The organism is Rhodococcus sp. NPDC057135 (genome assembly GCF_042670865.1).
In the GTDB taxonomy this organism is placed as follows: Bacteria; Actinomycetota; Actinomycetes; order Mycobacteriales; family Mycobacteriaceae; genus Rhodococcus_F.
In genome coordinates, this window is sequence record NZ_JBHUUU010000019.1 from 75,989 (window position 1) to 89,840 (window position 13,852).

Consider the following 13,852-nt stretch of genomic DNA (forward strand, 5'->3'; position numbering starts at 1 on the left):
ATACATTCGAGTCAAGAGTGATAGATCTCCAGCGCTCGATCCACCGATTCATCGCTCGCCGGTAGCAACGGCAATCGCACTTGGGGCGTCGGAATCTGCCCCAACGCATGCAACACACCCTTGATCACAGTCGGGTTCGGTTCGGAAAACAGGGCCCCGGACAGCTTCGACAACCGTTGTCCAAGGTCGCGAGCACTGTCCACATCGCCACTGTCCCAAGCCTTTACCAAGCGGACGAAGTCACCAGTCGACACATGAGCCGACGCCAAAATGCCGCCGGACGCGCCCAAGGCCAGGAGCGGTGCGAGGAACAGATCATCCCCGGCCAGTACGGCGAAGTCGTCCGGAAGATCCGCGAAGAGTTCGACGGCAGCTGCGTCGATACTGCCGGCGGCATACTTCACAGCAACAACCCCGGGCAACGCTCCCAGCTCCCGCAGTGTGCGACCGTCCAAATCGCACGCAGTTCGGTACGGCACGTGATAGACGATGAGCGGTACCGGGCTCGATTCCTGCAGGTACGTAAAATGCGCCACCACACCGGCTTTCGACGGCCTCGTGAATGAGGGAACCGGAACCAACGCCGCCGAGACCTCCGGCCACCGACTCAGACTGTCGAGCGCCCGCGCACTGCCCACCGTGTCGCTACCGCCAGCGCCGACGATGAACGTCGCGCCCCGCGCACGGCACACGCTCGCGCAGGTGTCCAGAACGGCCACTCTCTCCTGCTCCGTCAGGGTTGCGCTCTCCGCCGTCGTCCCGAGCGCAACGAGTCCGACCGCACCATCGGAGAGAACCTGGTGCGCAAGCCGTTCGAGTGCGTCGGTTGCGATACGACCGTCGCTCTCGAATGGGGTGATCAAAGGGACATGGATTCCGGCGAGGTCAATTCGAGCAGTGGTCATAGAACTCAGCCTCACCCAACAAACCTTGTAGGTCTAGTTCGCGTTTCCATCGTCGAGCGTAAGCTGAGCTGATGCTTGATGTTCGTCGACTGAGGCTCTTGCGTGAACTAGCGCTGCGCGGCACCATCGTTGCCGTCGCCGAGGCGTTGTCATTCAGTCCCTCTGCCGTGTCGCAGCAGTTGGCCGTTCTCGAACGTGAAGCCGGCGTTCCTCTGTTGGAACGCACGGGGCGTCGGGTGCGCCTCACGCCGGCAGGCGAGAACCTCGCACGTCACGCCGAAGTCATCCTGCAACGCCTGGAACAGGCATCGGGTGAATTGGTCGACGCTCGTCGTGGCCTCGCCGGACCGCTACGCATTGGTACGTTCCCGACCGCCGCACGCGCGATCCTCCCTCAGGCCTTGATCGCACTGTCGCACGACCACCCGGGATTGGAACCGATGGTCTCGGAAATCGACCCAGCCGACGTCGCCGACGCGCTACGAGCCGGGAATTTGGACTTGGCTTTGATTCACGACTACGACTTCGTCCCTCGCCCCACCGAACCGGGCCTGACGACATTGCCGCTGTGCAGCGAAGCCGTGTACCTCGCTTCGAGTGACATCGAGTCAGATCCCGGTAACGCTGTCGCATCGTTGACCGACTGCGTAGAACGTCCCTGGATTACCGCGATCCCCGGAACCGCTTGCCACGCAATGACCATTCGCGCGTGCCAAGCTGCCGGGTTCACACCGAAAGTGCGTCATCACATCGACGAGTTCGCCACTGTTCTCGCCCTCGTTGCTGCGGGACAGGGAGTTTCACTGGTCCCGGAACTCGGAGCAAGTCATCCACCACCTGGAGTGCAGCTCACGCCGATGCCTATTCGGCGAAGGACCAAGATCGCCCACCGAGCCGGCTCCGACGCACACCCGGCAGTCACAACCGTGACAAGCGCGCTTCGCTCGGCAGTCCCGCTACTGCTGGACGCCGAGCACTAGCGACACTTACATGTCGAGTCCGAGGTCGAGCACCGTCACCGAGTGTGTCAGTGCACCTACGGCCAGGTAGTCGACGCCGGTTCGGGCGTACTCTGCGGCAACGTCGAGGGTGAGACCGCCCGAGGACTCGAGCTTGGTTTCGGGAGCAACAGCGTCGCGGCGTTGGACCGCAATCTGCGTCTGCCAGAGCGGGAAGTTGTCCAGCAGAACAAGTTCGACCTTTTCCGCCAGCACCTGATCGAGCTGAGTGAGATTGTCGACCTCTACTTCACACTCGATGTCCGGCGCGAGTTCGCGGACAGCGCGAAGTGCAGCAACCACCGAACCGGCAGCAGCAACGTGGTTGTCCTTGATCAATGCGGCGTCACCCAACCCCATGCGGTGGTTGACTCCCCCGCCCACGTGCACTGCATATTTCTGCAGAGAGCGCAGGCCTGGCAACGTCTTTCGACTGTCGCGCACTTTGGCATGAGTGCCGGCGATGGCGTCGACCCACTGTGATGTCGCCGTGGCGATCCCCGAGAGATGGCAGACGAGATTGAGCATCGTCCGCTCTGCCGTGAGAAGTCCGCGGGTGGGCGCGACAACGGTGAGCACCGATTGACCTGGCGCAACCCGAGTTCCGTCGGAGACCCGATCGACTACCTCGTAGTTGCCCGCGCCGATCACCTCGTCGAGAACAAGCAGTCCGACGTCGATGCCGGCGACGGTACCCGATGAGCGTGACACGACCGAAGCCTTCGCGACCGCGTCAGCGGGAACCGTTGCGGTAGAGGTGATATCGGGGCCATAGCGCAGATCCTCGTCGAGAGCGAGCCTGACCAATGTGAGCAGCTCGTCACGGTCGAGCGGCGCGGGCAGGATCTTCTGCTCGGTCATCAATGAACTCCTGTCAACAACATGTCGGGTATTTCGAGCGCTCCATCGGCGCCCATCTTGATCCGAGTGCTGCGACGCTGATTCGGATCTGTCTCAGGATAGTCGGTGCGGGTATGGCAGCCACGGCTCTCGGTTCGCGCCACGGCCACGTCGACCAATGCAGTCGCGGTCAGTGTGAGCGCCGCGTCTTCGAGGTCCGGAGCGGCCACCGCCACTGTCTGTTCGGCGTCGGCAAGCGCGGCTCGCGCAGTCTGGAGACCGCCTCCGTCGCGAACCACCGACGCGTGTGCCGTCATGACGGACTGCACGGTCTCTCGCGGCAGGATCGGCATCGGCTTGCGCACCACGTTGACCACTTCGGCATGGACATCGCGACGCTCGGCAGCTGCGATTCCTGCACGCTCCCCGACTACCAAACCCTCGAGAAGGCTGTTGGACGCAAGGCGATTCGCGCCGTGCAATCCCGTGCGAGCCACTTCACCCGCTGCGTAGAGTCCAGGCACTCCCGTTCGTCCATGGACGTCGGTGGCGACTCCCCCGCACGAATAGTGCGCGGCCGGAGCGACCGGAATTAGTTGGGTGCGTGGATCGATACCGGCTTCGAGGCAGGACGCGGTGATGGTCGGGAATCTCGAATCGAAACCGTCGAGCTTTCGTGCGTCGAGATAGACGTGATCGGTGCCGAGATCTCGTAGGCGTGCTGCGATTGCCCGCGAAACCACATCACGCGGGGCGAGATCACCCAGCGGATGAACACCTGCGGTGACCGAATCACCGTTGGTGTCGACAAGAATCGCACCCTCGCCGCGGACCGCCTCACTTATCAGGGGTCGGCGGCCTACCCCACCCGGAGTGAAGAGCACCGTCGGATGGAACTGAACGAACTCCAGGTCCGCAATCGCCGCACCAGCCTCGAGTGCCAACGCGATTCCGTCGGCAGTTGCGCCTGGCGGATTTGTGCTGCACGCATACAGCTGACCGAGTCCGCCGGTAGCGAGCAGGACCGCTGGTGCATGGATCACCCCGAGTCCTTCCGGGGAGGAGACGATGAGTCCACACACCCCGCGGCGGTTGGTCACCACCTGAACTGCCGCCGCACCGAACAGGACGGGCAAGCCGGCAGCATTGAGAGCCCGCTGCACTTCCGCGCCCGTGGCGTCGCCGCCGGCGTGGATGATCCGACGTGTGCTGTGCCCACCCTCGCGGGTGCGCGACACCTCACCGTCTCGCCCGCGATCGAAGACCGCTCCCAACGCGGCCAGCGCAGCAACAGCGTCGTGACCAGCTTCGACGATGGAATAGACGGCTTCCTCGTCGCACAAACCGACGCCGGCCTCACACGTATCCGCAACGTGCGATTCGACGGAATCCGTATTCAGATCGTCGACGACCGCGATGCCACCCTGCGCGTACTGAGTCGAGGTGTCCGTCGGACCACCCTTGCTGACAGTGAGTACTTTCAGTCCCCGCAGAGAAGCGGTGCGCGCTGCGGTGAGGCCGGCAACACCGCCTCCCACGACGACCAGGTCGGCATGGGCCTCCCAGGCGAAACGCCCGGCAGGGCTGGTCACTCGCCGCCGCCCGGATTACCGATCTCGATCATGCGCTGCACCGACTTCTGTGCACGCTTGGCCATCTCGAGATCGACGTGGACCTCGTCCTTGCCCTCGAGAAGGCAGCGAAGCAACGCGGCAGGCGTGATCATCTTCATGTACGGGCACGATGCGCGGTCGTTGACGGCCTGGAAATCGACGTCGGGCGCTGCCTTGCGCAACTGGTGCAGCATCCCGATCTCGGTTGCGACCAGAACCTGCTTGCTCTTGGTGACGCGGGCAGCGTCGAGCATTCCGCCGGTGGAGAGGATCTTGACCTTGTCCGCGGGGACCGCGCCTTCGCCAGCGAGGTACAGAGCCGAAGTGGCGCAACCACATTCAGGGTGCACGAACAGCTCGGCATCGGGGTGCGACTTGGACTTGGCCGTCAGCTCGTCACCGTTGATGCCGGCGTGCACGTGGCACTCGCCCGCCCAGATCTGCATGTTGGTACGGCCGGTCACGCGCTTGACGTGGGCTCCCAGGAACTGGTCCGGCAGGAACAGCACCTCGCGGTCGGCATCGATCGAGTTGACCACGTCGACGGCATTGGACGAGGTGCAGCAGATGTCGGTGAGTCCCTTCACCTCTGCCGTGGTGTTCACGTACGACACCACCAGCGCGTTCGGGTTGTCGGCCTTCCACTCACGAAGCTGCTCGGCATTGATCGAGTCGGCCAGCGAGCAGCCGGCCCGCTCGTCCGGGATCAGCACGGTCTTGGACGGCGACAGGATCTTCGCGGTCTCGGCCATGAAGTGCACACCACAGAAGACAATCGTGTCCTCGGGTACCTCGGCTGCGATTCGCGAGAGAGCCAGGGAATCTCCGACGTGATCGGCGACGTCCTGAATCGCAGGCAGCTGGTAGTTGTGCGCAAGAATCGTCGCGCCGCGTTCGCGAGCCAGACGTTTGATCTCAGCGGCCCACTCGGGGGTCGCTTCGACTCCGTTGTATCCGCCGGGGCCGTCGTGAATCTGCGAGGCCGATCCCTCCCATAACGTCGTGGTCGTCATGGCGTTCTCCTTCACCGTGAACCCGGGCTCGTCACCCAGTTCAAATCCGGACGGGCTGGCCCGGATTTCCGTATTCGAGGTTTTCGACTTAGGATCGAAAACGTGCCCAATAGTAACACCACCCACGAAGTGCTTGCAGCGGTGTTCCAAGTTCGCACCTTCCCCGCAAGCATCGCCGCAGGTGACGGCGATCACTGCCCACAAGGACGCGAAGAGTTGGCCGTGCTGCTGTGGCAGCGTGCACTCAACCCGCAGAAGGGCACGTGGTCCCTGCCCGGGGGCACTTTGCGCGACGACGAGGACCTGACGACCTCCGCTCGACGACTCCTCGCCGAAAAGGTCGACCTACGAAAGGTCGCCCACCTCGAACAACTCTCCGTCTTCAGTGATCCACAACGAGTGCCGGGCCCGCGCCGCATCGCGTCGACCTTCCTCGGACTCGTTCCCCTCAGTGCCGATCCACAACTTCCACCGGACACTGCCTGGCACCCCGTTTCGAAATTGCCGGAGATGTCGTTCGACCACGGAACCGTCGTGCGGCACGCGCGCAATCGACTGGCTGCAAAACTCTCCTATACCAACATCGCATTCGGGCTGGCGCCCGAAGAGTTCGCGATGTCGACGCTTCGCGAAATCTACTGCGCTGCACTCGGTTACCAGGTCGATGCCACCAACTTGCAACGCGTACTGGGGCGTCGAGGCGTTCTGACTCCCACCGGCAACACCGCACCGTCCGGCAAGTCGGGTGGACGTCCACCGGCGCTGTACCGTTTCACCGACTCCACCTTGCGGGTCACCGACGAATTTGCCGCACTACGGCCCCCGAGCTGACGTCGATCAGATTCTCAGGCAACGGCTTCGAGATTTCCGCGTTGCAACCACACCGAGGTCACGGCGCCGCCCGGATCGATGACCCGGTTGATTGCACCGAACCGTGTCGTCACCCGATCGAGAATCCGATCGGCCTGCCAACGATCCGTCGGATCGGCGACGATCGCAAAGAAGCGATGGGCAGGTTTGCCCGCCATGACGCGCACCAATTCGGTGACCGTCCGAGCCGTGACTGCCACGCTCCAACCAGCGTCGAGAAACTCGGCGGCAGTGCGCGCACCGTGCTCGAATCCGATGTCCGTAACCAGTACAACTCCCCTGTTCGGGGCGATCTCTGAAACACTCATTGCGGAACCTCCAGTCGGAATCAAACTTCTTGACTCCTATGTAAGTCCGCAATCTTGTGCTTCCCTTGTGCTGGTTCTGTGAGAACTCTGGGGAATTGCGCGCGCCCCACCTCAGACAGATCGAGACAGCCCCGCCCAGAAGACCGTCGAGGCCGCGTTCACCACATCGCCGACCGGTACGTCGCCCAACATTCCGCCCGCAGCAAGCGTCGCGACGCCATGGAACGTCGCAAAGGCAACCAGCGCAATACTTTCCGGATCACCGGCGGCAATATCACCCGCGGCCTGAGCCTCCGATACGAGCCGGACGGTCAAGTCCATCGTCGCGAGCCCCGCGTTGACGACAGTTTCGGCGGCGCCCGGTGCATGCTTGTTGCTGTACATCAACGACAAGAGTCCGGGATGGTCCAGCGCAAAATCCACGTAGGCATTCGCGAGCGAGGAGAACCGGGCCCTCGCGGTCGGTGGAGCATCCGCGACTGCCCGCTCGAGCGCACCGGTCATCCGATGGAATCCACTTTCGGCCAAGGCATCGAGCAAAGCCTGGCGATCACGAAAGTGCTTGCCAGGAGCCGCGTGGCTCACGCCCGCCTCGCGCGCGAGTTGCCTCAGCGACAACTTGTCGACGCCATCTCGTTCGAGTGTTGCTTCGGCCGACACCAGGAGTTCCTGTCGCAGGCTGCCGTGATGGTACGGCTGTTCGTGGGCGGGCATGGTGGCACCATATCAAAATGTTGTCATTGACAACTATGGTGTCAGTGCCTACATTTGGGATCACCCGAACCGAAGGAGCCACCATGGCCATCGACGTAGCCGGAACCACCGTCCTCATCACCGGAGCCAGCGCTGGGCTCGGAGTGGAATTCGCTCATCGCTTTGCCGCTCGCGGCGCACACCTCGTTCTGGTCGCCAGGCGGGCAGACCGCCTCGAGGCACTCGCCACCGAACTCCGTGGCGCCCACGGCATCACCGTGACAGTCCTGCCCGCCGACCTGGCCGCACCCGGCGTCGGCGCGACCCTGCACCAAGAAATCGCCAGTCGCGACATCACGGTCACGTCCCTGATCAACAACGCCGGATTCGGAACACACGGAGCATTCGTGGACGAAAACCTCGAGCGCGTCACGTCCGAAATTCAGCTCAACATCGCCACACTCGTCGAACTGACGCACACATTCCTGCCCGACCTTCTCACCGGCCGCGGAGCACTGGTCAACATCGCCAGCACCGCGTCGTTCCAGCCGACACCGGGCATGGCGGTCTACGGCGCATCAAAGGCGTTTGTACTCAACTTCACCGAAGCGCTCTGGGCAGAAGCTCGCGGTAGCGGATTGACCGTGTTGGCAGTATGCCCCGGTCCGACGCGCACCGAGTTCTTCGACGTAGTCGGCTCCGAGGACGCAGCGGTCGGGCGAATGCAGACGGCAACTCAGGTGGTGGACACCGCTTTCCGAGCACTGGATCGACGCAACGCGCCGCCGACCGTCGTATCAGGACTGCCGAACTGGGTGTCCTCGATCAGCACTCGCTTCGCAACCCGCCGGTTGGGGGCGCTGATTTCGGGCCGACTGCTGGGTGACGTGCGAATGAAGTCCGAAGCGAAGCGCTCGTCGACGTCGCCGGCATAGCGATGTAACAGCTACGGGAGCTTCGGCTGGATCTCGTCTTCGGTCTGTTCGGTCTCGGTGGCCGGATCCCCGGATTCCGGATCCCCAGATTCCGGATGGTCACCCACACCGAGGTCGTCGTACGGATTGAGCACTGCGAGAACCAAAGTCACGACGCACGCCGCGAGCGGCTGAAACAGAAGGACGAGCAAGGTGCCGATGTTCGGCGCCCGCGCGATGATCTCCCCGACCGCCGGATTGTCGGCCGTGGGGAATCGCAGTTTGGTCACACCCGAACCCACGAGTGCCATCAGGCCTGCTCCTACCGCTGAGCCGACGATCAACCCGCCCAGGGCATACGGGCCTCGACTCAGGTGTGCCAGCCAGGCAGCCACCGCCGACAGCACACCGACGATCAGTGCCAGCCAGATGAATACTGCGCTCGCGTCGAACTGGTGAAGACTCTCACCGGTCAACGCGACGCCGCGCCCCTCGGACACCACCAACAGGTGCTCTGCCGGAGCCAAGAACGCCCACAGCACACCAACGAGCACGCTCACACCCGCAGTGGTTGCGGCGATCACGATCGCGGTGCGCAGACGAGTCTGCCGAAGAGAGATCACACAGAGTGACGCTACCTGCGGGCGGCGTCGATCGAGTCGACGACACCGTGACGGGAGCATTTCGCCCACCATCCGTCAGGACTGACCTGAACGATCATGCGACGTCCGCACTGCTCGCAGAAGCGAGGTGGCTCGAGCCCCATCGACGCCGCAGTCGGCGTCGGATCGTCGACACCGTCGACGATCCGACGCCCGGTGAACGGGTTGTACCGCTCCTCGGTCACCGGAGTGCTCACAGAGTGTCGTTCAGTGCTTTGATCGGCATCTGCAGATCGACCAACAGATCCAGATCCTTCTCGGCGGGACGCCCAAGCGTCGTCAGGTAGTTGCCGACGATGACGGCGTTGATTCCGCCGAGGATGCCCTGCTTGGCACCCAGGTCGCCGAGAGTGATCTCGCGTCCACCGGCGAAGCGCAGGATCGTGCGAGGCAGCGCGAGACGGAATGCCGCCACGGACTTGAGCGCCTCGCTGGCGGGCAGCACGTCCAGATCACCGAACGGGGTGCCCGGACGCGGGTTGAGGAAGTTGAGCGGGACCTCGTCCGGTTCGAGTTCAGCCAGGTTGGCCGCGAATTCTGCGCGCTGCTCCAGCGATTCGCCCATGCCCAGGATTCCGCCGCAGCACACTTCCATGCCTGCTTCGCGAACCATCCGCAGGGTGTTCCACCGCTCTTCCCACGAGTGCGTGGTGACGACGTTCGGGAAATGCGACTTCGAGGTTTCCAAGTTGTGGTTGTACCGGTGCACACCCATGGCGGCAAGTTGGTCGACCTGTTCCTGGGTCAGCATGCCGAGCGAACAGGCGATCTGGATGTCGACCTCGTTGCGGATCGCCTCGATGCCGGCGGCGACCTGAGCGAGCAACCGGGCGTCGGGTCCGCGGACGGCTGCCACGATGCAGAACTCGGTAGCGCCCGACTTCGCAGTCTGCTTGGCAGCTTCCACCAGGCTCGGGATGTCCAACCAGGCCGCACGAACCGGCGACTGGAAGAGTCCGGACTGCGAGCAGAAATGGCAGTCCTCAGGGCAGCCGCCCGTCTTGAGGCTGATGATGCCCTCGACCTCGACCTCCGGTCCACACCACTTCATACGCACATCGTGGGCGAGAGCCAGCAGGTCTTCGAGCCTGTCGTCGTCTAGCCGGAGTACGTCGAGCACCTGGCTTTCGGTCAGGCCAACTCCTCTTTCGAGAACTTGCTCGCGCGCCTGGTCGAGGATGTCGACCGTCGCAGGGGCCGTGCTAATCGGGGGCGGGGTCACAGACGTCTCCTTCAGAACCAGCAAAATTGAACACCGTACAAGTTGAACGGTGTTCACGTTAGAGACGTGGTGGAATACTGTCAAAGGCGGGTCCGATCGACATCTGATCGCGAGCGGTCAACAGCGAGGCGAAACGAGGGGAACAACAAGTGCAGTTGCGACGCGGCGACGTGCTGGACGGCGCCATGGCGATACTCGACGAGTTCGGGCTTGCCGACCTCACGATGCGTAGGCTCGCAACCTCGCTTGGCGTCCAACCCGGCGCTCTCTACTGGCATTTCCCGAACAAACAGACCTTGCTCGGCGCGGTCGTCGACAAGATCCTCGAAGACCTCGACGCCCCCGTTGACGCGGACACGTGGCAAGAGGCGTATTCCGAACTGGCACACAGACTTCGGTCTGCCCTGCTGGCGCACCGCGACGGCGCCGAGTTGGTCAGCGCCACCTTCGCCTCGCGGATGACAAGCAGCAAGGTGCGCGAGCACTTCGTGCAAGCCGGGCAAGAATCCGGCCTCTCACGAGAGCACGCCCAACTCGCGGCGTATGCCCTGCTGTATTACGTACTCGGCCACACCGTCGACGAGCAGTCCCGAGCGCAGATGGAAGAAATGGGGGCACTCACCCGGGCTCCCATCTCCCCCGACTCCCCCGAGGTCATCGGCGGCGGTTCCGACGAGGACCTCCTCGACGGCGATCCGACAGTGCGATTCCAGTTCGGCCTGGACCTCTTCATCGACGGCATTCGCACTCGCCTGAATTCGATCCCCGATTCAACGCCCATCGAATCGGCTCTACGACACTCCTGACAGTCGCAGCAATGCAGTAGTGCCGGCCGCGACAATCACCACGACCACCAACGGGGCCTTGAACCAGGCGCAGATACCTCCGGCCACCACGCCGAGCATCCGCGCCGGACCCGCAACGTCATGTCCGGTGAAGATCGTCGAGGTCGCAACCACTGCAAGCAACAGCACCACGACAGCACGATCGAGGGTCTTCTCGGCGAAGCCGGAGAGCGTCACCCGAGCTCGGAGCAGAACACCACTGACCCGCAAAGCGTAAGAGCCGCAAGCGAACACGACAATGCCGATCCAGACCGATGCAGCATTCATCGAACCTTCTCCCGGAACGGTATCGTCACCGCGATACTCAGCAGAGCTACGAGCGGCGCGGTACCCGACGGCAGGAACGGTGACGTGGCCACTGCAACCGCTGCACCGATCACAGCGGCAAGCAATGTCACCTTTTCCCTCAATGCGGGCAGGACAAGGGCCAGAATGACGACCGGAAATGCGGCATCCAATCCCAACGCGGCCGGATCTTGGACGACGCTGCCGAGCAGCCCACCCAGGAGAGCTCCGATCGGCCACGACACCGCGATCCCGATCCCACAGAACCAGAAAGCCGCACGCTTCTGCTTCACCGAGCCCTGCGCCATGGCAACCGCGACGCTTTCGTCGTTGACCAGGTGCGCGCCGACCACCTTGCGCCAGCCCGAGCCCCTGCGCCAGCCTGAATCCGTGTGGCGAGCCTCGCCGAGAAAAGATCCCGCTGCCAATCCGTAGGCGAAGTTTCGGGAGTTGATCAGCAAGCCGGCTACAACTGCAGCGAGGGCGCCGCCTCCGGCCGCGATGATTCCGATGAACAGGAACTCCGACGAGGCACCCAGAACGAGCACAGCCAAGGCAAGCAGCTGCCACAGCGAGAATCCAGCTGATCCTGCCGTCACACCGTAGGACACGCCGACGATGGCCACGGAGAGACAGATCAGCACACTCACCCGGATTGTGTCGCGATCAACTGTTCGCCATAAAGAACGCATGTATTCTATGTTGAACGCATTGAACCCGTTCGTCAAGAAGAACGATCGATCGGAGAATCGAACGATGGGTAGTGGTGAAACCAGCACGGATCAGAGCCCTCAGAAGCTGGTGGCAGTCGCACTCAAACGCGAGCGCACCCGAGCGGGCTTGAGCCTCTCGGAGGTCGCCCGGCGCGCCGACATCGCCAAATCCACACTCTCCCAACTCGAATCCGGCCTCGGAAACCCGAGCCTCGAAACACTGTGGGCACTCGGCAACGCATTGGGTGTGCCATTCTCACAACTCGTCGACTCGCAGGCACAGACCGTTCAGTTGATTCGAGCCGGAGAAGGGCCCGCGATTGCGTCGGCAAACGCGTCGTACATCGCGACTCTCCTGGCGCCCAGCCCACCGAACGCTCGCCGCGATCTGTATCGGATCGTCGCCGAGCCGGGCGATCCGCGCATTTCGACTCCGCATGCCCGCGGCACCACCGAACACGTTGTGATCGGTACGGGTCGGGCCGAGGTCGGGCCGACCGCAGATCCGATCGAGCTCGGACCGGGCGACTACCTCGCATATCCCGGCGACGAGGAGCACATCTTTCGGGCACTCGAACCAGGCACGACGGCGATCCTGGTTTCGGAGCACACCTGAGCCTCGATCAGTTTCACCGATGAGTTTCGTCGCTGCGGGAAGTCTGTATCTGCAAGGTGATGTGGCCAGCGCCTCGATCACCGACGCCAGTAACGACCAACAGCAGGAGGACACATGTCCGGATCCAGCATCAGCAGCATTTTGCTCTCGAGCACCAACCCCGAACGCTTGCGCGACTGGTACGCCGAGGCGTTCGCCCCGAAGGTGGACCGCACCCCGGGCGAACCCGGCTACGACGTCCTCGAGTTCAACGGTTTCTACGTGATGCTCGACAGACGCGACGACGTCGGCGATACCAACCCGCAGCCCGGCCGAATGTTCCTCAATGTCGAGACCGACGACGCCCGGTCGATCGCGCAGCGCATCGATGCACTCGGCGGAAACTGGTTCGCCCCACTCGAAGACCGCGGGGGCAGTTTGTTCGCCACCGCTATCGACCCCGACGGAAACTACGTTCAGATCATCGAGTTCAGCGAGGAAGCCAGGGCCGAGATGGAATCCGGAATGACGGATTCCCAAATCACCTAGTCCGGCAACCGCTGGGAACGGAGATAGTCATGCTTGCAGACACGAAAGCATTCAGCGGATTTTCGGTGACTGACATCGACGCTGCAAAGAAGTTCTACGGCGAAACACTCGGGCTGAAAGTGACCGACGAAGACATGGGACTCATTCGCCTACATCTTGCCGGCGGAACCGAGATCCTGGTTTATCCGAAACCGAATCACGAAGCGGCGACGTACACGATCCTCAACTTCGTCGTCGACGACATCGACACAACCGTCGATCAACTGACCGCACGTGGTGTGGAGTTTCTGAAATACGACGGATTCCCCCAGGATGCGCGAGGCATCATGCGTGGCAACGGCCCCGATATCGCGTGGTTCACCGACCCCGCCGGCAATGTTCTGTCGGTAATCAAGGAGTCCTGACGCGCTTAACCGCTGAACAGCTGTGACTGCCGCTGTTCAGCGGTGTCGGTATTGGAGCGTTCCGCTGCCGCAGTTTCACGCTCGGCCGCCAATTGCTCGGCGCTTTTTGCGTCGACAACGGGCTCCGACGCACTGAGGTCGGAAAACAAGCCACTGTTCGATTCGTTCACATGCCACCCTTTTGCCTGGTCATCGTTGCCGCGCGCAGATAAACCTGCGTTAGAGATCGGTCGATGGCTACTTAAATACTGCCGCCCGTACGGCGCCGACAAGACGCCGATGACTCAGCAGTTCTTCACCCAGTCTTGCACGCCTGTGTTTTCCACGAGAAATTCGGTCCAGACGGGTTGTCATCGACCGCACGGCGGAGCAATGTGAAAGATGAGCGCGGAGCAGGTCGGCAGCACTTTCGTCGGACACCTG

The 13,852-nt window shown here is 62.8% G+C and carries 19 protein-coding genes; 7 read left to right on the forward strand and 12 right to left on the reverse strand.

The window, feature by feature from the left end; genetic code table 11:
• Positions 1-11: 11 nt before the first annotated feature.
• Positions 12-905: a 4-hydroxy-tetrahydrodipicolinate synthase family protein gene (locus ACFT1A_RS27685; protein ID WP_378449609.1), complete on the reverse strand. Its 894-nt coding sequence runs from the start codon at positions 903-905 to the stop codon at positions 12-14.
• Positions 906-976: 71 nt separating this feature from the next.
• Here ACFT1A_RS27685 and ACFT1A_RS27690 point away from each other — a divergent pair, with 71 nt between their 5' ends.
• Positions 977-1,885, forward strand: a complete 909-nt coding sequence (locus ACFT1A_RS27690) for a LysR substrate-binding domain-containing protein (RefSeq protein ID WP_378449610.1) — start codon at positions 977-979, stop codon at positions 1,883-1,885.
• A gap of 6 nt (positions 1,886-1,891) precedes the next feature.
• On the opposite strand, the gene nadC is transcribed toward ACFT1A_RS27690, so the two are convergent.
• The 3 genes from nadC to nadA are packed head-to-tail and all read right to left on the reverse strand — an operon-like array spanning position 1,892 to position 5,369.
• Entirely contained in the window at positions 1,892-2,764 is an 873-nt protein-coding gene (gene nadC, locus ACFT1A_RS27695; protein WP_378449611.1) for a carboxylating nicotinate-nucleotide diphosphorylase, read from the reverse strand.
• Positions 2,764-4,335 carry an L-aspartate oxidase gene (locus ACFT1A_RS27700; protein ID WP_378449612.1) on the reverse strand — a complete coding sequence of 524 codons (1,572 nt, stop codon included), beginning with the start codon at positions 4,333-4,335 and terminating at the stop codon, positions 2,764-2,766. The genes nadC and ACFT1A_RS27700 overlap by 1 nt, the downstream gene beginning before the upstream one ends.
• Positions 4,332-5,369: a quinolinate synthase NadA gene (gene nadA, locus ACFT1A_RS27705; RefSeq protein WP_378449613.1), complete on the reverse strand. Its 1,038-nt coding sequence runs from the start codon at positions 5,367-5,369 to the stop codon at positions 4,332-4,334. The genes ACFT1A_RS27700 and nadA overlap by 4 nt, the downstream gene beginning before the upstream one ends.
• A gap of 102 nt (positions 5,370-5,471) precedes the next feature.
• On the opposite strand from nadA, the gene ACFT1A_RS27710 reads away from it, so the two are divergent.
• Positions 5,472-6,200 carry an NUDIX domain-containing protein gene (locus tag ACFT1A_RS27710; RefSeq protein ID WP_007733069.1) on the forward strand — a complete coding sequence of 243 codons (729 nt, stop codon included), beginning with the start codon at positions 5,472-5,474 and terminating at the stop codon, positions 6,198-6,200.
• A 14-nt stretch (positions 6,201-6,214) separates the two neighbouring features.
• Here the strand turns inward: ACFT1A_RS27710 and ACFT1A_RS27715 are convergent, their stop codons facing one another.
• Together ACFT1A_RS27715 and ACFT1A_RS27720 are read right to left on the reverse strand one after the other, a co-directional pair.
• Entirely contained in the window at positions 6,215-6,547 is a 333-nt protein-coding gene (locus ACFT1A_RS27715) for a short-chain dehydrogenase (protein ID WP_378449614.1), read from the reverse strand.
• A 111-nt stretch (positions 6,548-6,658) separates the two neighbouring features.
• Positions 6,659-7,261, reverse strand: a complete 603-nt coding sequence (locus ACFT1A_RS27720; protein ID WP_378449615.1) for a TetR/AcrR family transcriptional regulator — start codon at positions 7,259-7,261, stop codon at positions 6,659-6,661.
• An 83-nt stretch (positions 7,262-7,344) separates the two neighbouring features.
• Between ACFT1A_RS27720 and ACFT1A_RS27725 the strand changes: the two genes are divergently transcribed.
• Positions 7,345-8,175 carry an SDR family NAD(P)-dependent oxidoreductase gene (locus tag ACFT1A_RS27725; RefSeq protein ID WP_378449616.1) on the forward strand — a complete coding sequence of 277 codons (831 nt, stop codon included), beginning with the start codon at positions 7,345-7,347 and terminating at the stop codon, positions 8,173-8,175.
• Between the two features lie 11 nt (positions 8,176-8,186).
• Here the strand turns inward: ACFT1A_RS27725 and ACFT1A_RS27730 are convergent, their stop codons facing one another.
• From ACFT1A_RS27730 to bioB, 3 genes are read right to left on the reverse strand one after another with little or no spacing between them, the layout of a single operon-like run.
• Positions 8,187-8,777, reverse strand: a complete 591-nt coding sequence (locus tag ACFT1A_RS27730) for a DUF2567 domain-containing protein (protein ID WP_378449617.1) — start codon at positions 8,775-8,777, stop codon at positions 8,187-8,189.
• 11 nt (positions 8,778-8,788) lie between these two features.
• Positions 8,789-9,013 carry a hypothetical protein gene (locus tag ACFT1A_RS27735; protein WP_019748812.1) on the reverse strand — a complete coding sequence of 75 codons (225 nt, stop codon included), beginning with the start codon at positions 9,011-9,013 and terminating at the stop codon, positions 8,789-8,791.
• Positions 9,010-10,023: a biotin synthase BioB gene (gene bioB / locus ACFT1A_RS27740; protein WP_024487821.1), complete on the reverse strand. Its 1,014-nt coding sequence runs from the start codon at positions 10,021-10,023 to the stop codon at positions 9,010-9,012. Before bioB ends, ACFT1A_RS27735 begins: the two co-directional genes overlap by 4 nt.
• A 164-nt stretch (positions 10,024-10,187) precedes the next feature.
• Between bioB and ACFT1A_RS27745 the strand changes: the two genes are divergently transcribed.
• Complete coding sequence (locus ACFT1A_RS27745) at positions 10,188-10,844, forward strand: TetR/AcrR family transcriptional regulator C-terminal domain-containing protein (protein ID WP_003941670.1); 657 nt, start codon at positions 10,188-10,190, stop codon at positions 10,842-10,844.
• On the opposite strand, the gene ACFT1A_RS27750 is transcribed toward ACFT1A_RS27745, so the two are convergent.
• Positions 10,830-11,150, reverse strand: a complete 321-nt coding sequence (locus ACFT1A_RS27750) for an AzlD domain-containing protein (protein WP_378449618.1) — start codon at positions 11,148-11,150, stop codon at positions 10,830-10,832. The genes ACFT1A_RS27745 and ACFT1A_RS27750 overlap by 15 nt on opposite strands.
• Positions 11,147-11,818: an AzlC family ABC transporter permease gene (locus ACFT1A_RS27755; RefSeq protein WP_378449619.1), complete on the reverse strand. Its 672-nt coding sequence runs from the start codon at positions 11,816-11,818 to the stop codon at positions 11,147-11,149. The genes ACFT1A_RS27750 and ACFT1A_RS27755 overlap by 4 nt, the downstream gene beginning before the upstream one ends.
• Before the next feature lie 106 nt (positions 11,819-11,924).
• Between ACFT1A_RS27755 and ACFT1A_RS27760 the strand changes: the two genes are divergently transcribed.
• The 3 genes from ACFT1A_RS27760 (at position 11,925) to ACFT1A_RS27770 (ending at position 13,429) form a co-directional block, all read left to right on the forward strand.
• Positions 11,925-12,497, forward strand: a complete 573-nt coding sequence (locus tag ACFT1A_RS27760) for a helix-turn-helix domain-containing protein (protein WP_378449664.1) — start codon at positions 11,925-11,927, stop codon at positions 12,495-12,497.
• Positions 12,498-12,611: 114 nt separating this feature from the next.
• Positions 12,612-13,025, forward strand: a complete 414-nt coding sequence (locus ACFT1A_RS27765) for a VOC family protein (RefSeq protein ID WP_378449620.1) — start codon at positions 12,612-12,614, stop codon at positions 13,023-13,025.
• 29 nt (positions 13,026-13,054) lie between these two features.
• Positions 13,055-13,429: a VOC family protein gene (locus ACFT1A_RS27770; protein ID WP_347872989.1), complete on the forward strand. Its 375-nt coding sequence runs from the start codon at positions 13,055-13,057 to the stop codon at positions 13,427-13,429.
• A gap of 5 nt (positions 13,430-13,434) precedes the next feature.
• Here ACFT1A_RS27770 and ACFT1A_RS27775 read toward each other — a convergent pair whose 3' ends face one another.
• The gene (locus ACFT1A_RS27775) at positions 13,435-13,599 is read right to left on the reverse strand and encodes a hypothetical protein (RefSeq protein WP_214888215.1); all 165 of its coding nucleotides are present in this window, start codon (positions 13,597-13,599) and stop codon (positions 13,435-13,437) included.
• Positions 13,600-13,852 lie beyond the last annotated feature (253 nt).